The sequence below is a fragment of the Mycobacterium sp. SMC-16 genome (assembly GCF_046250085.1).
GTDB classification, from domain to species: Bacteria; Actinomycetota; Actinomycetes; order Mycobacteriales; family Mycobacteriaceae; genus Mycobacterium; species Mycobacterium phocaicum.
In genome coordinates this window covers 2,060,288-2,082,388 of the sequence record NZ_CP176427.1, presented here as the reverse complement: position 1 = coordinate 2,082,388, position 22,101 = coordinate 2,060,288, and the positions used below count along the sequence as shown (strand labels likewise).

The following is a 22,101-nucleotide window of genomic DNA, read 5'->3' as shown; positions in this document are numbered from 1 at the left end:
CTGGTGAGCAGCGCACCCGGTTACCAGTCCCCCGCCGTCACCGTCGCATCCGCCCTGCCGTCCGATCTGGACGCCGCGGTGCTGATCGTGCCGGTCATCACCGGCGACAACGACGAGGCCACGGTCCTGGCCAACCCGTTCCTGGACGCCGAAGCCACCGGTGAGATCGAGGTGGCACTGAAGGCCCTGGGCGCGAAGGGCTCGACCGAGCAGGTGACCCGAGTGCTCGTCCCGTCGCTTCCGGTGTCCAGCGTGCTGACCGTCGGCCTCGGCAAGGACCGCGACGAGTGTCCGGCCGACGTCATCCGCCGCGCCGCGGGCGTGGCGGCACGCTCCCTCAACGGCACCGAGACGGTCGTGACCACGCTGTCCGAGCTGGATGTGGCGGCCGCCGTCGAGGGCCTGATCCTCGGCGCCTACCGCTTCTCCGAATTCCGCAGCGCCAAGACCGCCCCGAAGGAAGCCGGCCTGAGGGCGCTGACGGTGCTGTCCACCGCTGACGACGCCGAGACCGCCGCGGCCCGGGGCGTCGACGTCGCGACCGCCGTGGCGACCGCCCGCGACTTCGTCAACACCCCGCCGAGCCACCTGTACCCGGGCGAATTCGCCAAGCGCGCAAAGGCTTTGGGCAAGTCGGCGGGCCTCGAGGTGGAGGTGCTGGGCAAGAAGGAACTGGAGGACTCCGGATTCGGCGGCATCGTGGGCGTCGGCAAGGGCTCGTCCCGCGGGCCGCGCCTGGTGCGGCTGACCTACCGTTCCGGCAAGAAGGACGCCAAGAAGGTGGCGCTGGTGGGCAAGGGCATCACCTTCGACACCGGCGGCATCTCGATCAAGCCGGCCGCCAACATGCACCACATGACCTCCGACATGGGCGGTGCCGCGGCCGTCATCGCGACCGTCGTGCTGGCGGCGCGCCAGAAGCTGGCGGTCGACGTCACCGCCACCGTGCCCATGGCCGAGAACATGCCGTCGTCGACGGCGCAGCGGCCCGGCGACGTCCTGACCCAATACGGCGGCACCACCATCGAGGTGCTCAACACCGACGCCGAGGGCCGGCTGATCCTGGCCGACGCCATCGTCCGCGCCTGCGAGGACAACCCCGACTATCTGATCGAGACGTCGACGCTGACCGGCGCGCAGCTCGTGGCGCTCGGCACGCGCACCCCGGGCGTCATGGGCAGCGACGAGTTCCGCGACCGGGTGGCCAAGCTGTCGCAGGGAGTCGGCGAGAACGCCTGGGCGATGCCGCTGCCCGAGGAGCTCAAGGACGACCTGAAGTCGACGGTCGCCGACCTGGCGAACGTCAGCGGCGCGCGCAACGCCGGCATGCTGGTGGCCGGGGTGTACCTGCGCGAGTTCGTCGCCGACGGCGTGCAGTGGGCGCACCTCGACGTCGCCGGCCCGGCCTACAACACCGGCGGCCCCTGGGGCTACACCGGCAAGGGTGGCACCGGCGTCCCGACCCGGACCATGTTCGCGGTCCTGGAGGACATCGCCGCCAACGGCTAGGTCCGCCAAGACGACGACAATGCGGTAGCTGGATCAGCTCCAGTTACCGCATTTTCGGCGCGCACGCCCGCTCAACGGCACAAAATTCCTGCATGAATAAGTTGATTCAGGCGACTGCGGTCACAGCCACCGTTATCGGCATGGAATTAGCCGGAGTAAGCGGCGCCGCGCAGGCGCTAGCCGATCCCGAAGACGAGGACATCATCGCCGACCAGTTGTGCCCGTTCCGGAACGTCATCGATCGGCTGGGCGGCGACGATCAGTGCGACCCCGGATTCGACAACGGCGACAACAACGGTGGCGGGCTGTTCTACAACAACGGCATGCCGTGCGACAGCGTCGCGTTCCAGAACCCGGCCTGCAATCCCACCGTCAACGTCAACGTGAACCACGAGGGCGAGGTCACGCACAACGTCAACGTCAACGGCGAACCACCCCGATAAGCCCGCCTAGCCGGCTTTGCTGCCGACCTGAGCCAGTTGCAGCTCCGGCGTGGGCGCGGCGCCGGTCACGTGCTCGGCGAGTTCACGGGCGGCGGTGGCGAGCAGCTCCGGATGCGACATCGGCGACCAGTGTCCCGACTCGATGTCCCGGCGCCACAGCTGCGAGACCCATTGGGGCGTCTCGTCGTACAGGTACGGGCGCACGAACTGGTCGCCGCGGTTGACGATCACCTGCACGGGCACCTTGACGTAGTGGTCGCGCCGGCCCTTGAACAGGGTGCGCCAGTAGTTGGCCGGGTACACCTTGAGGCTGTTCGCGGCGTCGGTCGCAAAGGTGTCCGAATGCCGAATCTGGTTGTCGGACATGCCATCGAGACGCTTGAGCAACTGCGGGATGATGGTCGGCACGCTGGCGCGCACCAGGACTCGAGCCACGAGCGGGATCGAGAAGAAACCCTGGTACGTCAACCGCAGGAACTGCGACACCGATTTCAGGAACCGCACCGGCCGATACGGGCGCTTGAGACCGTCCATGATGAAGCGCCGGGTGTGGTCGGCGCTCGGCCCCGAGGTCGAGGTGAACGACGCGACGCGGTCCACCGACTCCGGTCGCGACAGGTACTCCCAGATGCCGACCGAGCCCCAGTCGTGGGCCAGGACGTGGACCTTCTCGCCGGGCGCCAAGGCGGCGATGACGGCCGCGAAGTCGTCGGCGTAATGCGCCATGGTGTACGACGAAACCTTCTTGGGCACACCGGAATTGCGCGATCCGCGGTTGTCGTAGCGGATCACCCGGTACGTGTCGGCGAGGTGCGGCACCGTGGCGTCCCACATGTCGTGCGAGTCCGGCCAGCCGTGCACCAGCACCATCACCGGACCGTCGGGGTTGCCCTCTTCGTAGGTCGCGATCCGCGTCCCGTCGGCACTGTCCACAAACTCCATCGCCACACCTGCCTGACCTCAAAGTATCCCGTACCGCCGGTACTGGTTTGAATGCGACAGTAGCCTGCTCAGCGAGGGTGTCAACACAGCGGGACAAAGTCCCGACCCGCCCCTCCTCGACTGCGCGAGCATGACAGGATGGGCTCTGTAGACATTCGAAGTGACGAGCGACTTTTCGAGGAGTCAACGTAATGGCCATCTCCGTCCAGATGCCCGCACTCGGTGAGAGCGTTACCGAGGGGACCGTCACTCGATGGCTCAAACAGGAGGGCGACACCGTCGCGGTCGACGAGCCCCTGCTCGAGGTGTCCACCGACAAGGTCGACACCGAAATCCCGTCGCCGGCAGCCGGTGTCCTGACCAAGATCGTCGCGCAGGAAGACGACGTGGTCGAGATCGGCGGCGAGCTCGCCGTCATCGGTGAGGCCGGAGAGGCCCCCGCACCGTCGGCCCCCGAGCCCGCCGCGGCGCCCGCGCCGGAGCCCACCCCGGCCCCCGAGCCCGCTGCAGCGGCTCCGGCTCCGGCTCCCGAAACTCCCGCTCCCGCGCCCGCTTCGGCTCCCGCCCCGGCAGCCTCCGACGCGACCGACGCCACCTCGATCGTGATGCCGACGCTCGGTGAGTCCGTCACCGAGGGCACCGTCACCCGCTGGCTCAAGAAGGTCGGCGACTCCGTCGAGGTCGACGAGCCGCTGGTCGAGGTCTCGACCGACAAGGTCGACACCGAAATCCCGTCGCCGATCGCGGGCGTGCTGCTGTCCATCACCGCTGACGAGGACGACGTCGTGTCCATCGGCGGCGAGCTCGCGAAGATCGGTGCCGCCGGTTCGGCCCCGGCTGCCGCCCCGGCGCCCGAAGCTCCGGCCCCCGCAGCCCCGGCGCCCGCCCCCGAGCCCAAACCCGAACCCGCTGCCGCGCCGCCTCCGGCGCCCCCGGCCGCACCGACCCCGCCCCCCGCGCCTGCTCCCGCTCCGGCTGCTCCGGCACCCGCGGCCGCAGCTCCGGCCGCCACGTCCGCCCCGTCGGACGACGCCAGCCCCTATGTCACCCCGCTGGTGCGAAAGTTGGCCGCGGAGAACAACGTTGACCTGGCTTCGGTGCAGGGCACCGGCGTCGGCGGACGCATCCGCAAGCAGGACGTGCTGGCCGCGGCCGAGGCCGCCAAGGCCCCCGCCGCACCTGCCGCCGCCGCGTCGGCTCCGGCCGCTCCGGCTGCCAAGGCCCCGGCCGCCGCGGCTCCCGCGCCCGCGCTGGCCCACCTGCGCGGCACCACGCAGAAGGCCACCCGGATCCGTCAGATCACGGCCAAGAAGACGCGTGAGTCGCTGCAGACCACGGCACAGCTGACCCAGACCCACGAGGTCGACATGACCCGCATCGTCTCGCTGCGGGCCCGCGCCAAGAACTCGTTCGCCGAGCGCGAGGGCGTGAACCTGACCTACCTCCCGTTCATCGCCCGCGCGGTGATCGACGCGTTGAAGATCCACCCGAACGTCAACGCCAGCTACAACGAGGAAACCAAGGAGATCACCTACTACGACGCCGAGCACCTAGGCTTCGCGGTGGACACCGAGCAGGGCCTGCTGTCGCCGGTCGTGCACAACGCCGGTGACCTGTCCCTCGGTGGCCTCGCCCGCGCGATCGTCGACATCGCCGACCGCGCCCGCTCGGGCAACCTGCGGCCCGACGAGCTGGCCGGTGGCACCTTCACCATCACCAACATCGGTAGCCAGGGCGCCCTGTTCGACACCCCGATCCTGGTTCCGCCGCAGGCGGCCATGCTCGGCACCGGTGCCATCGTCAAGCGTCCGCGGGTCGTCGTGGACGAGGGCGGCAACGAGTCGATCGGCGTCCGGTCGGTGTGCTACCTGCCGCTCACCTACGACCACCGCCTGATCGACGGCGCCGACGCCGGACGGTTCGTGACCACCATCAAACGTCGTCTCGAAGAGGGTGCGTTCGAGGCCGACCTGGGGCTGTAATCCCATGGCGCACGCGGTCATAGCCATCGCGGGCTCGTCGGGACTCATCGGTTCCGCACTGGTGTCGGCGCTCCGTGCCACCGACCACCGGGTGGTGCGCATCGTGCGCCGCCAACCGGCCAACGCCGACGAGGTGTACTGGAACCCCGACGCCGGCGACTTCGACTGGCGCACCTTGCGCGATGTCGATGCGGTGGTCAACCTGTGCGGCGTGAGCATCGGTTCGCGCCGGTGGTCGGGCGCGTTCAAGCAGAGTCTGCGCGACAGCCGCATCGTCCCGACCGAGGTGCTGACCGACGCCGTCGTCGACGCCGGGGTGCCCGTGCTCATCAACGCGAGTGCCGTTGGCTTCTACGGCAATACGCGGGACCGGATCGCCGACGAGCAGTCCCCTGCCGGCACCGGCTTCCTGGCCCGGCTGTGTCTGGACTGGGAGGCCGCCACGCGGCCGGCGGCCGACGCCGGTGTCCGCGTCGTGCTCGCGCGCACGGGCCTGGTGCTGGCGCCGGCAGGCGGCATGCTGGCGCGGCTCCGGCCGGTCTTCGGACTCGGGCTCGGTGCCCGGCTGGGCAGCGGGCGCCAGTACATGCCGTGGATCACCTTGGAGGACGAGGTGCGGGCGCTGCTGTTCGCGCTGAATCACGACGACCTGTCCGGCCCGCTGAACCTGACGGGCCCGGCGCCAGTGACCAACGGTGAGTTCACCGAGGCGCTGGGACGGGCACTGCACCGCCCCACCCCGCTGCTGATGCCGGGCTTCGCGCTGAAGGCGGCGCTCGGCGAGTTCGCCGAGGAGGGGCTGCTCGGCGGCCAGCGCGCCATCCCGGCCGCGCTGGAGGATGCCGGCTTCGAGTTCCATCAGCGGACCATCGGCGAGGCGCTGTCGTACGTCACCGCCCCCAACGCCGCCTGAGCCCGAAGGGCGTAGCGTCAGTTCGGTGACGATCCGATCTGCCGGCGGCCCGATCGACGTGCGCCGCCTGGGCACCATCGACTACATCGACGCCTGGGCGCTCCAGCGCGAGCTCGCCGATGCGCGCTCCGACGAGCGCGGCGACGACACGCTGCTGCTGCTCGAGCACCCGCCCGTCTACACCGCCGGCCGCCGTACCGAACCGCACGAGCGGCCGGTCGACGGCACCCCCGTCATCGACACCGACCGCGGCGGCAAGATCACCTGGCACGGCCCGGGGCAGCTGGTGGGCTATCCGATCATCGGCCTGGCGCAGCCACTCGACGTGGTGAAATTCGTTCGGCTGCTCGAGGATGCGCTCATGGCGGTCTGCGCCGAGCTCGGCCTGGAGACCATCCGGGTGGACGGCCGGTCGGGCGTCTGGCTGGCGGCCGACGAGCTGCGGCCCGAACGCAAGATCGCCGCCATCGGCATCCGCGTCGCGCGCGGCACGACGCTGCACGGCTTCTCCCTGAACTGCAACTGCGACCTGCGTGCGTTCGGCGGCATCGTCCCGTGCGGCATCGCCGACGCCGGCGTGACGTCGCTCACGAAGGAGCTGGGCCGCGAGGTCACGCCCGAGGACGTCATGGACCAGGTCGCGTCAGCGGTGTGCACGGCACTCGGCGCGCCCGCACTAACATCGACACCATGAGCGTCGATCCCGGTAACCGCAAGCTGCTCCGCCTGGAGGTCCGCAACGCGGAGACGCCGATCGAGCGCAAGCCGCCGTGGATCAAGACCAAGCTCAAGATGGGCCCGGAGTACAAGGACCTCAAGAGCCTGGTCAAGCGCGAGGGCCTGCACACCGTGTGCGAAGAGGCCGGCTGCCCCAACATCTACGAATGCTGGGAGGACCGCGAGGCCACCTTCCTGATCGGCGGCGAGCAGTGCACCCGTCGCTGCGACTTCTGCCAGATCGACACCGGCAAGCCCGCCGACCTGGACCGTGACGAGCCGCGCCGGGTCGCCGAGAGCGTGCACACCATGGGCCTGCGCTACTCCACGATCACCGGTGTGGCCCGCGACGATCTGCCCGACGGCGGCGCCTGGCTGTACGCCGAGACGGTCCGCCAGATCCACGCGCTCAACCCGAACACCGGCGTCGAACTGCTGGCGCCCGACTTCAACGGCGTGCCCGAACTGCTCGAAGAGGTCTTCGACTCGCGCCCAGAGGTGTTCGCGCACAACGTCGAAACCGTGCCGCGCATCTTCAAGCGCATCCGCCCGGCGTTCCGCTACGAGCGCAGCCTCGGCGTCATCACCGCCGCCCGCGACTACGGGCTGGTGACCAAGAGCAACCTGATCCTCGGCATGGGCGAGACGCCCGAGGAAATCCGGGTGGCCCTGCAGGACCTGTACGACGCGGGCTGCGACATCGTCACCATCACCCAGTACCTGCGTCCGTCGCCGCGGCACCACCCCGTCGAGCGCTGGGTGCGGCCGGAGGAATTCGTCGAGCACCAGCAGTTCGCGGAGGGTCTCGGGTTCGCCGGTGTGCTGGCCGGACCGCTGGTCCGGTCGTCGTACCGGGCCGGCAAGCTGTACGCCCAGGCTGCCCGGTTACGGCCACCGGTTTCCTGAATCTATCCTGGTGGCATGGCGAAGACCACCAATCCTGCTGCTGTGAAGGCTGCGAAGGCCGAGGCGAAGGCGGCCCGCAAGGCCGCCTCGAAGCAGCGCCGCGCCCAGCTCTGGCAGGCGTTCCAGATTCAGCGCAAAGAGGACAAGCGGCTGCTGCCGTACATGATCGGCGCGTTCGTGCTGATCGTGGCGCTCGCCGTCGCGATGGCCGCGTACTCCGGCGGCATCTTCAGCTGGATCACGCTGCCCATCCTGGGCGTGCTGCTCGGCGCGCTGGTCGCGTTCATCATCTTCGGCCGGCGGGCGCAGAAGTCGGTCTACAGCAAGGCTGACGGCCAGACCGGCGCGGCGGCCTGGGCGCTGGACAACATGCGCGGCCAGTGGCGGGTCACGCAGGGCGTCGCCGCCACCGGCAGCTTCGATGCCGTGCACCGGGTGGTCGGCCGGCCGGGTGTGATCTTCGTCGGCGAGGGTTCGCCGCAGCGCCTGAAACCGCTTCTGGCGCAGGAGAAGAAGCGCACCGCACGGCTGGTCGGCGAGGTGCCGATCTACACCATCGTGGTCGGCAACGAAGAGGACCAGGTGCCGCTGTCCAAGCTGGAACGGCACCTGACCAAGCTGCCCGCCAACATCACCACCAAGCAGATGGACGCGCTGGAGTCCCGCCTGGCCGCCCTGGGTTCCAAGCTGGGCCCCGGCGGTCTGCCCAAGGGCCCGCTGCCCGCCGGCGCCAAGATGAAGGGCATGCAGCGCACCGCGCGTCGTAAGTAGGGATTTGTGCACGATAATCCGCGGCCACCGCGGATTATCGTGCACAAATCCCGCCAGGGGCGGCGGTCAGCGGCGCAGGACCGCGGTGTGGGTCAGCCGGTCCTGCAGCCCGCGGCCGTCGGCGTCGGTGAGCAGCGCGGGTACGGCCAGCAGCACCAGCAGCATGCGCACGAAGGCGCGGCCGAGCCCGACGTACTGGCTCCGGCCGACGGACACGACGCGCAGACCCAGCGCGAACTGTCCCGGCGTGAAGGTGAACAGCCGCACCGAGACCGTGCCGACGACGACCCAGGCGATCACCGCGGGGGCGCCGTGCCAGACGTATTGGTACTCGTATTCGCTGAGCCCGCCGAACACCACGCTCAAGGTGCCCAGGCCGTAGCAGATCAGCCAGTCCACCAACAGCGCGGCGAAACGACGGCCGAATCGGGCGAGGGAACCCGGGCCGGTTTCCGGCAGGCCCAGGGCTTTACCCGGGTATGTGGAGTCATCAACGGGGCGCTGCGATTCGGGCCCGGACAGCCACGAACCGAGCCGAAATCCATCTGCACCGGACATGGTGTCAGGATAGGCGTGCGCGCTCGTGCAACCGAACCGCGCGGCGGGTGGTCCGCGGTTACCCAAACCGTCGATCGCGTAACGTCCGCGAAACATACGGTTGATTGGCGTGCAACATCGTGTCCCTAGGTTCAACCGCGGGTAACACCAGTAAAGGAGATCACTTACGTGGCAGAAAAGACGTCTGACGACATTTTCAAGCTGATCAAGGACGAGAACGTCGAGTACGTCGACATTCGTTTCTGCGATCTGCCTGGTGTTGTCCAGCACTTCTCGATCCCGGCTTCCGCTTTCGACGAGAGCGTTTTCGAAGACGGCCTCGCGTTCGACGGTTCGTCCGTGCGCGGCTTCCAGTCGATCCACGAGTCCGACATGATGCTGCTGCCGGATGCCAACACCGCGCGCATCGACCCGTTCCGCGCCGCCAAGACGCTGAACATGAACTTCTTCGTGCACGACCCGTTCACGCGCGAGGCCTACTCCCGTGACCCGCGTAACGTCGCCCGCAAGGCCGAGAACTACCTCGCCAGCACCGGCATCGCGGACACCTGTTACTTCGGTGCCGAGGCCGAGTTCTACATCTTCGACTCGGTGGCGTTCGACTCCAAGATGAACGGCACCTTCTATGAGGTCGACTCCGAGTCCGGCTGGTGGAACAGCGGCGAGCCCTTCGAGGCCGACGGCTCCCCCAACCGCGGCTACAAGGTCCGTCCCAAGGGTGGCTACTTCCCCGTCGCGCCGTACGACCACTACGTGGACCTGCGCGACGAGATGTCGACCAACCTGATAAACTCCGGCTTCACGCTGGAGCGCGGCCACCACGAGGTCGGCACCGCCGGCCAGGCCGAGATCAACTACAAGTTCGACACGCTGCTGGCCGCCGCCGATGACGTGCTGCTGTTCAAGTACATCATCAAGAACACCGCGTGGGCGAACGGCAAGACCGTCACCTTCATGCCGAAGCCGCTGTTCGGCGACAACGGCTCGGGCATGCACGCCCACCAGTCGCTGTGGAAGGACGGCAAGCCGCTGTTCCACGACGAGTCCGGCTACGCGGGCCTGTCCGACATGGCGCGCCACTACATCGGCGGCATCCTGCACCACGCCCCGTCGCTGCTGGCGTTCACCAACCCGACGGTGAACTCCTACAAGCGCCTGGTGCCGGGCTACGAGGCCCCGATCAACCTGGTCTACAGCCAGCGCAACCGCTCGGCGTGTGTGCGTATCCCGATCACCGGCAACAACCCGAAGGCCAAGCGCCTCGAGTTCCGTTGCCCGGACAGCTCGGGTAACCCGTACCTGGCCTTCTCGGCGATGCTCATGGCCGGTATCGACGGCATCAAGAAGAAGATCGAGCCGCTGGCCCCGGTCGACAAGGACCTCTACGAGCTGCCGCCGGACGAGGCCGCCAACATCCCGCAGGCCCCGACCTCGCTGGCTGCCGTCATCGACCGCCTCGAGCAGGATCACGACTACCTCACCGAGGGTGGCGTGTTCACCGAGGACCTGATCGAGACCTGGATCTCGTACAAGCGGGAGAACGAAATCCTGCCGGTGCAGATTCGCCCTCACCCGTACGAGTTCTCGCTCTACTACGACTGCTGAGTCGCGAGCACGAAAACTGCCCCTCTCCTTCGGGAGAGGGGCAGTTTTGTTTTCTCCGCAAGTGGGAGGGCCTCAGCTCGACGTCACTTTCGGCCGCACCGCTTGCGGGCCACCACAAGGTACGTTAGCCTAACCATCACGAGCGTCACTGCTCGCGGTGCTGACAACCTCACAGGTCAACGGAGAGATTCGTTGGCCTTTTTCGTTTCTCTCCAGTCCTATTCACAAGCGAGAGAACGAGGTTCGCCCATGTTCACGGTTTTCATGCTGGTCAAGACCAATCCCGAGTGGCTCCGTTTCCCGGTGGCCAAACGGTTCGACGAACTCGCGCGGTATCTGCAGCCGATCCTCGACCGCCACAAGGCGGTGAGCTTCACGTGGTACGACACGGAGTTCTACACCGCGCGCGTCACCGACGTGTGGGTGCTGACGGCCGCCGACCCGCACGAGTACGAGCTGGCCGTCGAAGAGCTTCGCGAAACACCGCTGTGGGACCGGTATTTCGCCATCGTCGAGATCCTGCCCGGCGTCGCGAACGCCTACGCCGACAACTACGGCAGGGCCGCTATCGGATGACCGACAAGCCGGTTCGCCCCTCTCCCCGGGAGGGGCGAACCGGTGGCCGAGCAATGATTCCCGCGGCACTGTGAGGCACATCGCGGAAATTTGCTCCCATTACGCAATCTCGCAGCACCTGGCACGTCACAGGAACCTCATATGATGTCGCCATGGCTCAGACTGACATCGAATCCCGGCTCGACGCGGTAGCTCCCATCGTGCTGTCCGTTTTCCGGATGGTCATCGGCTTCCTGTTCACGATCCACGGCGCCACCACACTGTTCAAATGGCCGGTCGACACCAATCCTGGCGTGGCTGCACCGGATTTCGGCAGTTTCCCGGGCTGGTACGCCGGCGCCATCGAGCTCATCGTCGGCATCCTGATCTTCACGGGCCTGGCCACCCGCATCGCCGCCTTCATCGGTTCCGGCGAGATGGCTTTCGCGTATTTCATGGCGCACCAGCCGAAAGGCCTGCTGCCCATCGCCAACGGCGGCGAGCCCGCGGTGCTCTACTGCTTCGCGTTGTTCCTGCTGGTCTTCACCGGTGGCGGCGCCATCGCCCTGGACGCGCTGCGGAAACGCTAGTCACAGACCGAGGTCGACGCGAAAGCGCTTGAGTCCGTCGATCTTCTCGGCCACTGTGGCCGTGGGACCGCTGTAGAACAGCCAGGGCATCGTGACGTTGCCGGTGATGCCGGCCTGCGCGGCGCGCTCGAAATGCTCCGGCAGATACGCATCGGCCAGCGGCGTCAGGATCTCGAAACCCTCGAGCGGTAAACCATTTTCGACGCGCAGTTCGCGCACCCGGGTCGCCGCGGCGATGGCCTGGTCGGTGGTGATCAGGTCGCCGATCCAGCCGTCGTTGCGCGCGGCCCGCCGCAGGGCGATCTCACTGAGCCCGCCGACGTAGATGGGCACCGGCGGCGGCGTCGGCTCCATCTCGAGCCGCGGCACCCGGTAGAACTCCCCGTCGAACGACGTCCAGCCGGGCTGCCACAGCTGCCTGATCAGGTCAAGCATCTCGTCGGTGCGCTTGCCGCGGCGCTCGAAAGCCTGGCCCATCAAGGCGAATTCGTCAGCGCACCAGCCCACGCCGACACCGAACTCGACCCGGCCGCCGGACAGGCAGGCCGCCGTGCCGACAGCCTTCGCGACCGAGAACGGGTCGCGCATCCCCGGGATGTACACCGTCGTCACGAATTTCACGCGGCTGGTCACCTGCGCGAGGGCGCCGACCAGCACCCACGGATCCGGCCAGTGCGTGAACGGCTGCCAGCGCCGCTGTCCGTCGGGCGTGTACGGGTACGGCGTGCTCAGCGTCTCCAGGTTCACCACATGGTCCGGGATCGCGATGCCGTCGTAGCCGAGTTCGTCTGCGGCCCGGGCGATCTCGGTCAGTTCACTGATGTCCAGGAACGCCAGGGAGACGTAGAACTTCACTCGCGCGCCCAGGAGGGCTTGATGAAGATGCCGTCGGCCTCCACGCTGACACCCTCGGCATCGGACAGCGTGCCGCGGGCGAACGTCTTGATGCCGTCGACTCGGTCTATCCAGGCCTCGGCCCGGACGGGCCCCTGCTTGGTCCCCCGCACGTATCGCAGCGTGATGGTTCCCGTGAAATGTGGTTTGGTCAGCCCGTCACTGGCGGCTTCCCCGAGGATATGGTCGAGCACCAGCGCGCAGATACCGCCGTGCACCAGGCCGGGCGGTCCCTCGTAGGGCAGGCCGAGTTCGAACTCGGCCCAGCACCGGCCGCCGTCCCCCGCCCCGCCCTCATGGTGAATCTCCATCGGCGGGGCGATCGCGTTGCGCACGCCCACAGCCGGATTCGTGTACGCCAGCGGCCGTCCGGTGTCGGCATTGCGCAGCGTCGAGGTGCTGCTGTGTTGCACCTCGGCCAGTCGCTCGGTGACCGCTTCGATCGCGGCCTGCGCCTCGGCGATGGTGGCGTCGTCGACACCGGTCCGGATGCCGGCGTCGATCAGCCGGCGCACCGCGTCGGTGAACGGCCGGTACACCGCCAGCTGACGCTCGTATTCGGCATCGCTGATCACGTCGAACGGAAAATCACTCACGCCGCCTACTCCCCGAACACCTTGCGCACCACGGTTTTGGCACGACGAGTCACGCGCAGATAGTTGTCGAGGAAGGCGCCGCCGTCGCCGCTCGGCCATCCGGCTGCCACGGCGACCGCGTTGAGCTGACGGCCCGGTCCGGGCAGTTGGTCGGTCGGCTTGCCGCGGACCAGCACCAGGGCGTTGCGCGCGCGGGTCGCGGTCAGCCAGGCCTGCCGCAGGGTGTCCGTCTCGTCACCCTCGATCAGCTGGGCCGCCTCGATGGCGTCCAGCGCCTGCAGCGTCGAGGTGTTGTGCAGCGTGGGAACCTGGTGCGCGTAACGCAATTGGAGCAGCTGCACGGTCCATTCCACGTCGGCCAGGCCACCGCGGCCCAACTTGGTGTGGGTGTTGGGGTCGGCGCCGCGGGGCAACCGCTCGGCGTCGACCCGCGCCTTGATCCGCCGGATTTCCCGTACCGCATCCGCCGAGACACCACCGGGCGGGTAGCGGGTCTTGTCCGCCATCAGCAGGAAGCGCTCGCCCAGTTCCAGGTCGCCGGCCACCCGGTGCGCCCGCAGGAGGGCCTGAATCTCCCACGGCTGGGCCCACTGCGCGTAGTACGACTCGTACGACGCCAGCGTCCGCACCAGTGAGCCGTTTCGGCCCTCCGGCCGCAGCCCGGCGTCGACCTCCAGCGGCGGGTCGCTGCTGGGCTGCCCCAACAGCGTCCGTACCTGTTCGGCGACGCCGATCGCCCAGCGCACGGCAGTCGAATCCTCCACGCCCGCAACCGGTTCGCAGACGAACATCACGTCCGCGTCCGATCCGTAGCCCAGCTCCCCGCCGCCGAGCCGGCCCATGCCGATGACGGCGATGCGCGCCAGCGGGCCGTCGGCTCCGGAGCGCGCCCGGATCACCGCATCGAGCGCGGCCTGCAGCACCGCGACCCACACCGACGTCAGCGCCTTGCAGACATCGACCACCTCGAGCAGTCCCAGCAGATCCGCCGACGCCACCCGGGCCAGTTCCCGGCGACGCAGGGTGCGCGCCGCGGCGATGGCCCGCACCGGGTCGGCGTGCCGGCCGGCCGAGGCGACCAGCGCGCGGAGCACCGCATCTGGTTCCACCTCAAGTAGTTTCGGCCCCTGCGGACCGTCGGCGTACTGCTGCAGGACTTCGGGCGCCCGCATCAGCAGCTCCGGCACATAGGCCGAGGTGCCGAGCACCCGCATCAGCCGCTTGGCGACGGCGCCCTCGTCACGCAGTGTGGACAGGAACCACCGCTGGTCCCCCAGTTCCTCGCTGATCCGCCGGTACGCGAGCAGGCCGGCGTCCGGATCCGGGGTGTCCGACAGCCAGTCCAGCAGCGTCGGCAGCAGCACCTGCTGCACCGTGCCGCGGCGGCCGCTGGCACTGGTCAGCGCGGCCAGGTGCGTCAGCGCGCTCTGCGGGCCTTCGTAACCCAGTGCGGCCAACTGCCTTTCGGCCGCGGCGGTGGTCAGGCTCGGACCGAACTGGTTCCCCACTTCGAGCAGTGGCTGATAGAAGAGCTTGGCGTGCAGGCGGGACACCCGCATGTTCTGCCGCTTCAGGTCCTCGCGCAGGACCCCGAGCGCGTCGTGCTGGCCGTCGGGCCGGATGTGCGCCGCCCGCGCCAGCCAGCGCCACGCCTCGTCGTCGCCGTCCTCGGGCAGCAGGTGGGTCCGCTTGAGTCGCTGCAGTTGCAGCCGGTGCTCCAGCAGCCGCAGAAACTCATAGGACGCCGTGAGATTCGCGGTGTCATCGCGGCCGATGTAACCGCCGGAGCCGAGCGCGGCCAATGCGTCGACCGTGGAGGCGACATGCAGCGAATCGTCATTGCGGCCGTGCACGAGCTGCAACAGCTGGACCGCGAACTCTACGTCCCGGAGGCCGCCTTTGCCCAGTTTCAGTTCCCGCGTGCGTACCCCGGCCGGCACCAGTTCCTCGACGCGGCGGCGCATGGCCTGCACGTCGGGCACGAAATCCTCACGGTCACAAGCGGTCCAGACCATCGGCATCAGCGCGTCGATGTACTGCTCGCCCAGCTCGGCATCGCCGACGGCCGCGCGGGCCTTCAAAAGTGCCTGGAATTCCCAGGTTTTGGCCCAGCGCTGGTAGTACGCGACATGCGACTCCAGGGTGCGGACCAGTTGCCCGGCCTTGCCCTCGGGCCGCAGCGCGGCGTCGACCTCGAAGAAGGTCTCGCCGGCGAACCGCATCATCTCGCCGGCCACCCGCGTGGTCACCGAGTCCGCCGCTTCGGCCACGAAGATGACGTCGACGTCGCTGACGTAATTCAGTTCGCGCGCACCGCATTTACCCATCGCGATGACCGCGAGCCGGGGACCGGGTTCGTCGCCGCACACCGTCCGGGTCGCGACGACAAGTGCCGCCCCGAGTGCCGCATCGGCCAGATCGGACAGGTGCTCCCCGACGGTGACGTACGGCAGCACCGGCTCGTTCTCGACCGTCGGCGCGACGTCCAGCGCGGCCAGCACCAGGATGCGGTCGCGGTAGTAGGTCTGCAATACCGCGGAAGCCGTTGGGGTACCGGCGACTTCGGCCGCCAACCGCTCGAAGTCGTCGAGCAGCTCGGCGCGGGACGGCAGCGCGATGTCGCCGCGCAGCAGTCGCCAGGACAGCGGGTGCGCCACCAGGTGATCGCCCAGGGCCAGCGACGAGCCCAGCACGGCGAACAGCCGACCGCGCAGGGCCGTGTCGGTCACCAGCAGTGCGCTGAGTTCGGCCCAGTCGCCTTCGAGGGCGTCCGCGATCCGCACCATGGCGCGCAACGCGCTGTCGGCGTCAGGGGCGCGCGACAGCGACCACAAGAGCGCAACATGCGCGTCGGTGTTCCAGCCGAGCCGGTCCAGATCCGCCCGCGCCGTGGGCGCAACCAGCCCGAGCCGGCCGACGCTGGGCTGCTTGGGGCGCTGCGTCGCGGGGGTGGGCACCACCCGACGTTAGCGCACCACTAGGCCATTACAGCGACAGGTATTCCTTGAGCTCGAACGGTGTCACGTGGCTGCGGTAGTTCTCCCACTCGGTGCGCTTGTTGCGCAGGAAGTAGTCGAAGACGTGCTCCCCCAACGCCTCGGCGACGAGTTCGGACTTCTCCATCTCGCCGAGCGCCACACCCAGGCTCGACGGCAGCTCCTTGTAACCCATCGCGAGCCGTTCCTCGGGCGTCAGGTTCCAGACGTTGTCCTCGGCCTGCGGCCCCAGCTCGTAGCCCTTCTCGATGCCGCGCAGGCCGGCGGCCAGCAGCACCGCGAACGCCAGGTACGGGTTGCATGCCGAGTCGGGGCTGCGGACCTCGATACGGCGTGACGACGCCTTGCGTGGCGTGTACATCGGGACCCGGACCAGGGCGGAGCGGTTGGCCGCCCCCCACGACGCGGCGGTCGGCGCCTCGCCGCCGTGCACCAGCCGCTTGTAGGAGTTCACCCACTGGTTGGTGACGGCGCTGATCTCGCTGGCGTGCGTCAGGATGCCGGCGATGAAGGACTTGGCGACGTCCGACAGCTGCAGCGGATCGTCGGCGCTGTGGAAGGCGTTGGTCTCGCCCTCGAACAGGCTCATGTGGGTGTGCATCGCCGAGCCCGGGTACTGGCTGAAGGGCTTGGGCATGAACGTGGCCCGCACGCCTTCGTTGATCGCGACTTCCTTGACCAGGTACCGGAACGTCATGACGTTGTCGGCCATCGACAGCGCGTCGGCGTAACGCAGGTCGATCTCCTGCTGACCGGGCGCGCCTTCGTGGTGGCTGAACTCCACCGAGATACCCATCGACTCGAGGGCCTCGATGGCGTGCCGGCGGAAGTTCGGTGCCGAGTCGTGCACGGCCTGGTCGAAGTAGCCGTTGTTGTCGGCCGGCACCGGCACCGAGCCGTCGTTGGGGCCGGGCTCCAGCAGGAAGAACTCGATCTCCGGGTGCACGTAGCAGGAGAAGCCCAGATCGCTGGCCTTGGCCAGCTGGCGGCGCAGCACGTGCCGCGAGTCGGCCCACGACGGCGAGCCGTCGGGCATGGTGATGTCGCAGAACATGCGGGCCGAGTAGTGCTTGCCGGTGCTCTTGGTGGTCCACGGCAGCACCTGGAACGTGGACGGATCCGGCCGGGCCACCATGTCGGCCTCGGAGACGCGGGCGAAGCCCTCGATGGCGGATCCGTCGAAGCCGATGCCCTCTTCGAAGGCGCCTTCCAGCTCGGCCGGCGCGATCGCCACGGACTTGAGGTATCCGAGCACGTCGGTGAACCACAACCGGACAAAGCGAATGTCGCGTTCTTCCAGCGTGCGCAGCACGAATTCCTTCTGGCGATCCATGTCCGCAGCGTAGGCAGCAGCTGTTAAATCCGTGTTACCAAGTGGACTCTGTTCGGCATGTTTCGCTGGTGAGACGCTCAGGTCAGCACCGCAATCCCGCCGCCGGCAGCACGGATTGCGTCAGGAACGCCACCACGGCCGTGTCGATGCACCGGTCACCGTTGAACACGACGGTGTGCTGGGTGCCCTCGTAGCTGATGAGTGAGGCACCCAGTTCGCGCGCCAGGTTCACCCCGGCTTGGTACGGCGTGGCCGGGTCGTGCGTGGTGGACACGACGACGACCTTGCCCGGGCCGGGCGACGCCGGTGCGTGCGGACGGGACGTCGCGGGCACCGGCCACATGGCGCAGACGTCGCGCGGCGCGTAGCCGGTGTACTGGCCGTAGCTCATGAACGGCGCCAGCTGACGCGCGCGCTGGTCGGCGGCCGCCCAGGTCGCGGGATCGGTCGGGAACGGCGCGTCGACGCACCGGATGGCGGTGAACGCGTCCTGCAGGGGCGCGTAGCGTCCGTTCTGATCACGGTGCTGGTAATCGTCGGCCAGCAGCAGCAGATCACCGGCGTCGCCGCCGCGCTGCAGTCCGAGCAGCCCGCTGGTCAGGAACTTCCAGTACTTCTTCGTATAGAGCGCGTTGATGGTGCCGGTGATCGCGTCGGGGTAGCTCAGGCCCCGCGGATCCGACGTCAGGCCGGGACGCACGGCGAGTGGATTGACCAACTGCTGGTAGCGCGCCACGAATTGCGTCGGGTCGGTTCCCAGCGGGCAGGCCGGCGATTGCGCGCAGTCCGCCGCATAGTCGTTGAAAGCCGTTTGGAATCCGGCCAATTGGAGCAGGTTCTCGGTGACCGGGTCGGCATTGGGGTCGACGGCGCCGTCGAGCACCATGGCGCGCACCCGGTCCGGGAACCGTTCGGCGTAGGCCGCACCGAGCTCGGTGCCGTAAGAGAAGCCCAGGTAGTTGATCTGTGACTCGCCGAGCGCGGCCCGCACCACGTCCATATCCCTTGCCGCCGAGGCGGTTCCGACATTGGCCAGGAAGCTGCTGCCCATCTGTTCCAGGCAGTCCTGCGCCGTGCGGCGGCTGACGGCTTCGATGTGCGCCACGCCGGCCGGGCTGTAGTCGACCATCGGGTCGCGGCGGTTCGCATCGAATTCGGCGTCGCTGCGGCACCGCAACTGCGGCGTCGAATGCCCCACGCCACGCGGATCGAAGCCGACGAGATCGAAGCTGCGGCCGATCTCGGTGTCGGACAGGACGGCGCCCATGCCCGCGACGGTGTTGACGGCCGACGCGCCCGGACCACCGGGGTTGACCAGCAGCACACCGAGCCGCTGGCCCGAGGCCGGGACCCGGATGACGGCCAGTTTCGCTTGCGGCCCTTGCGGATCCGCGTAGTCGACGGGGACGCTGATGTTGGCGCACCGCGCTGTCGGCAGGTCCGTGGTGTCACCGATGAAGGGCTCGCAGCCACCCCAGGCCGGTGCCTGTTCGTAGTAGGACTGCAGGGATTCGGGGGCTGCGTGCGCGACCGATCCCGGCGCGGCGCTGATGGCCACCAGCAATCCGACGACCCCTACCGCACACCGTCGTCCTCGACTGCCCGCCCGCCACATGGCACACATGGTCGCACGGCGCACAGCCGAGCCGAAGCCTGGTTCCGGAGGGAGACAACCCGGCAATCAGACGGTGACCGAACGGTTATCGTGTGACAGCACTCAGCATTTCGCACCGGCCTCGGGCACGGCCCCGTTGACCAGATAGCGGGCGGCATGGTCGTCGACGCAGCTGTTGCCCTGAAACACCACGGTGTGCTGGGTGCCGTCGAACGTCAGCAGACTGCCACCGAGTTCCTTGGCCAGATCCACGCCGGCCTGGTACGGCGTGGCCGGGTCGTGCACCGTCGACACCACCAGCGTCGGCGCCAGGCCCTTGACCGAAATCTCGTGCGGCTTCGACGTCGGCGGCACCGGCCAGAACGCGCAGGTGCCCAGCGGGGCGTCGCCGGTGAACTGGCCGTAGCTCATGAACGGCGCCACCTCACGGGTGCGCTTGTCCTCGGCAATCACCTTGGCGCGGTCGGTGATCGGTGGTTCGTCGACACAGTTGACCGCGACCCGGGCATCGGTCGAGTTGTCGTAGTGGCCGTCGGCGTCGCGACCCATGTAGGCGTCGGCGAGCCGCAGCATGATGTCGCCGTGGCCGCCCGCGAGCTCGGTGAGGCCTGCGGTGAGGTCCTTCCACATCGCCGGCGAGTACAGCGGCAGGATGGTGCCGACCAACGCGTCGCTGTAGCTCAGACCACGCGGATCCTTTGTGGGAGCAGGCTTTTGGACCAGCGGGTCGACCAGGCTGTGGTAGACGTCGTTGACCTTGGCCGGGTCGGTCCCCAGCGGGCAGTCCGGGCTGGTGGCGCAGTCGGCGGCGTAGTTGTTGAACGCGGTCTGGAACGCGGCGGCCTGGTTGATGTCGGCCTCGATCGGATCGGCGTTGGGGTCGACGGCCCCGTCGAGGATCATCGAGCGCACCTTGTCCGGGTAATCCTCGGCGTATTGGGCGCCGATCCGGGTGCCGTACGAGTAACCGAGGTAGGTCAGCTTGTCGTCGCCGAGCGCGGCCCGGATGGCATCCAAATCCTTGGCGACGTTGGCGGTTCCGACGTTCTCGAGGAACTCCTTGCCCATCTTGTCGACGCAGCGCTGCACGAACGCCTTGGTCTCGGATTCGATGTGCGCGACACCGGCCGGCGAGTAGTCGACCTGCGGGTCGGCCCGCTGCCGGTCGTTGTCGGCGTCGGAGTTGCACCACACGGCGGGCTTGGAGGACCCGACGCCGCGGGGGTCGAAGCCGACGAGGTCGAAGCGCTGCCGGACCGAGTCGGGAATGTTGTTGAGCAACGACACCGCGGCGCTGACGCCGGACTCCCCAGGACCGCCGGGGTTGATCACGAGCGAACCGATCTTGTCCCCGGTCGCCTTGATCCGCAGCAGCGCCAGCTGGGCGACGTCGCCGTCGGGCTTGCTGTAGTCGACGGGCACCGACAGCATCGCGCACTCGGCGCCCTTGGGGATGCGCGACTGCGAGTCCGGGGATGTGGTCTGGCATGGCGACCACTGCAGGGGCGCGCCCGGCTTCGGCACCGCGCGGGTGGCGCGTCCGTCGATCACCTGGCTGCAGCCTGTCGCCAGCACGAGCACCATTGCTGCGGCGAGACTCCCCCGTCTGAGGTTCATGGTCGACCATGGTGCCATGTGCGCTGGTCTGACCTGATGAGGGCGTTGCAACGCGCCGTCAGACAGTTGCGGCGGCAACCAGTTCGTCCAACGCGGCGGCGAACTCATCGGCCATGTCCCACAGGTCCGGAACCAGCTCCGGGCAGGAGATCAGGCCGACGTCGAGCGTGCCGTTGAGGGACATCACCGTGATGTTGAGCCCGGAGCCGTGGAACAGCGGGCCCAGCGGGTACATCGCCTTGACCTCGGCGCCGAGCATGTAGAGCGGTTCCTGCGGACCGGGCACGTTCGAGACGACGAGGTTGTGCACGGGCTTGGCCTCCGCCAGGCCGGTCGATGCGAACACCCGCATCGCGGCGCCGAACACCGACGGCGCGGCGAACTGCGACCAGTCCTGCAGCAGCGTCGCGCTGATGGCCGAACTGTGTTGTTTGGCAACGGTGCTCGCGTCGGCGATGGCCCGCAATCGTTCGGCGGGGTCTTCGATGGTGGTCTCGAGTTTGGCGAACATGCCGGACACCTGATTGCGGCCCGGCCGGTCGGATTTGTCGCGCACGGACACCGGGCACATGGCCACCAGGGTCGATTCCGGCAGCGCGTCGCGCTCGGCCAGGTAGCGCCGCAGGGCGCCCGACACCAGCGCCAGCACCACGTCGTTGACCTTGACGTGGAAGTGGTTCTTGACGGTCTTGATGTCCGCCAGGTCCAGCTGCGCGAAGGCGACGTTGCGGTGCGCGGTGACGTTGACGTTGAAGGCCGTCTTGGGTGCGGCGAACGGCGCCGCCATGGTCAGGCCCTTGGCGGCGCGACGGACGGTGTCGATGACGGTCGTCGCCGTCGAAGGCAGCACGTTGGCCAGCTTCAGCGGCCGGGTGAAGTACTTGACCGCACCGCCGACGGCGATCTCGAGTTCGGACGCGGTGCCGGCGGCAGGCACAGGCTCGGGCGCCGGCGCGTCCGGTTCGAGGGTGCACAGCTGCGACATCAGGTTGGCGCCGGTGACGCCGTCGATGCCGGCATGGTGCATCTTGGTCATCACCGCCAGCCGGCCGCCGTCGTGGGCGTCGGTGCCGGCGATGTTCTCGATCACCCACATCTCCCACAGCGGGCGGCTGCGGTCCAGCTGCAGCGCGGCGATGTGCCCGCAGATCTCGGACAGCTCGACACGACCGCCCGGGGCCGGGAGCCCGATCCGGTGGACGTGCCGGTCGATGTCGAAATCCTGGTCCTCGACCCACACCGGGTGGTCGAGGTTCAGCGGCGAGTCGGCCAGCTTCTCGCGGAACTGCGGCATGGCCGCGATGCGCTCGCTGAGCATCTGCCGCATCTTGTCGAAGGTGTAGCCACCCGGAATGGTGGCGGCGTCGAGTTCCAGCACCGCGCACACGTGCAGGGGCTGCACGGCGGTCTCCAGATAGAGGAAGCTGGCGTCGAGTCCGCTGAGCCGTTGATATCCGGGCATGGGCGTGATCGTAGGCGGCCCGGTTTACCCAATGTGAGGCATTCCACTTCATGTGTCGTTCACCTTGGGGGTGCGGTGGTGGCAGACTTGACGGCGT

At 68.4% G+C, this 22,101-nt stretch carries 19 protein-coding genes; 10 read left to right on the top strand and 9 right to left on the bottom strand.

What is annotated here, in order from left to right; all coding sequences use genetic code 11:
- Positions 1-3: 3 nt before the first annotated feature.
- Positions 4-1,509, top strand: a complete 1,506-nt coding sequence (locus ACJEIK_RS10030) for a leucyl aminopeptidase (protein ID WP_064859282.1) — start codon at positions 4-6, stop codon at positions 1,507-1,509.
- Between the two features lie 92 nt (positions 1,510-1,601).
- Positions 1,602-1,952: a hypothetical protein gene (locus tag ACJEIK_RS10025; protein WP_131808759.1), complete on the top strand. Its 351-nt coding sequence runs from the start codon at positions 1,602-1,604 to the stop codon at positions 1,950-1,952.
- Between the two features lie 6 nt (positions 1,953-1,958).
- Here ACJEIK_RS10025 and ACJEIK_RS10020 read toward each other — a convergent pair whose 3' ends face one another.
- Positions 1,959-2,894 carry an alpha/beta fold hydrolase gene (locus ACJEIK_RS10020; protein ID WP_135356737.1) on the bottom strand — a complete coding sequence of 312 codons (936 nt, stop codon included), beginning with the start codon at positions 2,892-2,894 and terminating at the stop codon, positions 1,959-1,961.
- Between the two features lie 191 nt (positions 2,895-3,085).
- On the opposite strand from ACJEIK_RS10020, the gene sucB reads away from it, so the two are divergent.
- From sucB to ACJEIK_RS09995, 5 genes are read left to right on the top strand one after another with little or no spacing between them, the layout of a single operon-like run.
- Positions 3,086-4,876, top strand: coding sequence for a 2-oxoglutarate dehydrogenase, E2 component, dihydrolipoamide succinyltransferase (gene sucB, locus ACJEIK_RS10015; RefSeq protein WP_409431428.1), 1,791 nt, complete (start codon positions 3,086-3,088; stop codon positions 4,874-4,876).
- Between the two features lie 4 nt (positions 4,877-4,880).
- Positions 4,881-5,789, top strand: a complete 909-nt coding sequence (locus ACJEIK_RS10010; RefSeq protein WP_064859250.1) for a TIGR01777 family oxidoreductase — start codon at positions 4,881-4,883, stop codon at positions 5,787-5,789.
- 25 nt (positions 5,790-5,814) lie between these two features.
- Positions 5,815-6,483: a lipoyl(octanoyl) transferase LipB gene (lipB, locus tag ACJEIK_RS10005; protein WP_064859251.1), complete on the top strand. Its 669-nt coding sequence runs from the start codon at positions 5,815-5,817 to the stop codon at positions 6,481-6,483.
- Complete coding sequence (lipA, locus tag ACJEIK_RS10000) at positions 6,480-7,412, top strand: lipoyl synthase (protein ID WP_064859252.1); 933 nt, start codon at positions 6,480-6,482, stop codon at positions 7,410-7,412. The genes lipB and lipA overlap by 4 nt, the downstream gene beginning before the upstream one ends.
- A 15-nt stretch (positions 7,413-7,427) precedes the next feature.
- Positions 7,428-8,183, top strand: a complete 756-nt coding sequence (locus ACJEIK_RS09995; RefSeq protein WP_064859253.1) for a DUF4191 domain-containing protein — start codon at positions 7,428-7,430, stop codon at positions 8,181-8,183.
- A 66-nt stretch (positions 8,184-8,249) separates the two neighbouring features.
- Here the strand turns inward: ACJEIK_RS09995 and ACJEIK_RS09990 are convergent, their stop codons facing one another.
- Positions 8,250-8,741 (bottom strand): RDD family protein, encoded by a 492-nt coding sequence (locus ACJEIK_RS09990; RefSeq protein ID WP_205848861.1) that lies wholly within the window; start codon positions 8,739-8,741, stop codon positions 8,250-8,252.
- A gap of 168 nt (positions 8,742-8,909) precedes the next feature.
- Here ACJEIK_RS09990 and glnA (ACJEIK_RS09985) point away from each other — a divergent pair, with 168 nt between their 5' ends.
- The 3 genes from glnA (ACJEIK_RS09985) (at position 8,910) to ACJEIK_RS09975 (ending at position 11,491) form a co-directional block, all read left to right on the top strand.
- On the top strand, positions 8,910-10,346 hold the full coding sequence (gene glnA, locus ACJEIK_RS09985) for a type I glutamate--ammonia ligase (RefSeq protein ID WP_064859254.1): 1,437 nt from the start codon (positions 8,910-8,912) through the stop codon (positions 10,344-10,346).
- A 249-nt stretch (positions 10,347-10,595) separates the two neighbouring features.
- Entirely contained in the window at positions 10,596-10,922 is a 327-nt protein-coding gene (locus ACJEIK_RS09980; RefSeq protein ID WP_133427036.1) for a darcynin family protein, read from the top strand.
- Between the two features lie 152 nt (positions 10,923-11,074).
- Positions 11,075-11,491: a DoxX family protein gene (locus ACJEIK_RS09975; RefSeq protein WP_061005312.1), complete on the top strand. Its 417-nt coding sequence runs from the start codon at positions 11,075-11,077 to the stop codon at positions 11,489-11,491.
- Here ACJEIK_RS09975 and ACJEIK_RS09970 read toward each other — a convergent pair whose 3' ends face one another.
- The 7 genes from ACJEIK_RS09970 to ACJEIK_RS09940 all read right to left on the bottom strand — a co-directional run bounded on the left by ACJEIK_RS09970 (position 11,492) and on the right by ACJEIK_RS09940 (position 22,004).
- The gene (locus ACJEIK_RS09970; protein WP_133427037.1) at positions 11,492-12,346 is read right to left on the bottom strand and encodes a TIGR03619 family F420-dependent LLM class oxidoreductase; all 855 of its coding nucleotides are present in this window, start codon (positions 12,344-12,346) and stop codon (positions 11,492-11,494) included.
- Positions 12,343-12,981: a PaaI family thioesterase gene (locus tag ACJEIK_RS09965; RefSeq protein ID WP_064859258.1), complete on the bottom strand. Its 639-nt coding sequence runs from the start codon at positions 12,979-12,981 to the stop codon at positions 12,343-12,345. Before ACJEIK_RS09965 ends, ACJEIK_RS09970 begins: the two co-directional genes overlap by 4 nt.
- A 5-nt stretch (positions 12,982-12,986) precedes the next feature.
- Positions 12,987-15,938 (bottom strand): bifunctional [glutamine synthetase] adenylyltransferase/[glutamine synthetase]-adenylyl-L-tyrosine phosphorylase, encoded by a 2,952-nt coding sequence (locus ACJEIK_RS09960; RefSeq protein ID WP_409431427.1) that lies wholly within the window; start codon positions 15,936-15,938, stop codon positions 12,987-12,989.
- A gap of 28 nt (positions 15,939-15,966) precedes the next feature.
- Positions 15,967-17,310, bottom strand: a complete 1,344-nt coding sequence (gene glnA / locus ACJEIK_RS09955) for a type I glutamate--ammonia ligase (protein ID WP_073698185.1) — start codon at positions 17,308-17,310, stop codon at positions 15,967-15,969.
- An 82-nt stretch (positions 17,311-17,392) separates the two neighbouring features.
- Positions 17,393-18,934 carry an alpha/beta hydrolase gene (locus ACJEIK_RS09950; protein WP_409431678.1) on the bottom strand — a complete coding sequence of 514 codons (1,542 nt, stop codon included), beginning with the start codon at positions 18,932-18,934 and terminating at the stop codon, positions 17,393-17,395.
- A gap of 93 nt (positions 18,935-19,027) precedes the next feature.
- Positions 19,028-20,542: an alpha/beta hydrolase gene (locus ACJEIK_RS09945; protein ID WP_409431426.1), complete on the bottom strand. Its 1,515-nt coding sequence runs from the start codon at positions 20,540-20,542 to the stop codon at positions 19,028-19,030.
- Between the two features lie 58 nt (positions 20,543-20,600).
- Positions 20,601-22,004 carry a wax ester/triacylglycerol synthase family O-acyltransferase gene (locus ACJEIK_RS09940; protein ID WP_226521398.1) on the bottom strand — a complete coding sequence of 468 codons (1,404 nt, stop codon included), beginning with the start codon at positions 22,002-22,004 and terminating at the stop codon, positions 20,601-20,603.
- Positions 22,005-22,101 lie beyond the last annotated feature (97 nt).

Bases quoted from the DNA above. Each gene is read 5' to 3' on its own strand.
- ACJEIK_RS09980 (WP_133427036.1), top strand. From the start codon at position 10,596: ATGTTCACGGTTTTCATGCTGGTCAAGACCAATCCCGAGTGGCTCCGT.
- ACJEIK_RS09950 (WP_409431678.1), bottom strand. From the start codon at position 18,934: ATGTGTGCCATGTGGCGGGCGGGCAGTCGAGGACGACGGTGTGCGGTA.
- ACJEIK_RS09945 (WP_409431426.1), bottom strand. From the start codon at position 20,542: ATGAACCTCAGACGGGGGAGTCTCGCCGCAGCAATGGTGCTCGTGCTG.
- glnA (WP_073698185.1), bottom strand. From the start codon at position 17,310: ATGGATCGCCAGAAGGAATTCGTGCTGCGCACGCTGGAAGAACGCGAC.
- ACJEIK_RS09940 (WP_226521398.1), bottom strand. From the start codon at position 22,004: ATGCCCGGATATCAACGGCTCAGCGGACTCGACGCCAGCTTCCTCTAT.
- ACJEIK_RS10010 (WP_064859250.1), top strand. From the start codon at position 4,881: ATGGCGCACGCGGTCATAGCCATCGCGGGCTCGTCGGGACTCATCGGT.
- ACJEIK_RS09975 (WP_061005312.1), top strand. From the start codon at position 11,075: ATGGCTCAGACTGACATCGAATCCCGGCTCGACGCGGTAGCTCCCATC.
- lipA (WP_064859252.1), top strand. From the start codon at position 6,480: ATGAGCGTCGATCCCGGTAACCGCAAGCTGCTCCGCCTGGAGGTCCGC.
- ACJEIK_RS10025 (WP_131808759.1), top strand. From the start codon at position 1,602: ATGAATAAGTTGATTCAGGCGACTGCGGTCACAGCCACCGTTATCGGC.
- ACJEIK_RS09990 (WP_205848861.1), bottom strand. From the start codon at position 8,741: ATGTCCGGTGCAGATGGATTTCGGCTCGGTTCGTGGCTGTCCGGGCCC.
- sucB (WP_409431428.1), top strand. From the start codon at position 3,086: ATGGCCATCTCCGTCCAGATGCCCGCACTCGGTGAGAGCGTTACCGAG.
- ACJEIK_RS10020 (WP_135356737.1), bottom strand. From the start codon at position 2,894: ATGGAGTTTGTGGACAGTGCCGACGGGACGCGGATCGCGACCTACGAA.
- ACJEIK_RS09995 (WP_064859253.1), top strand. From the start codon at position 7,428: ATGGCGAAGACCACCAATCCTGCTGCTGTGAAGGCTGCGAAGGCCGAG.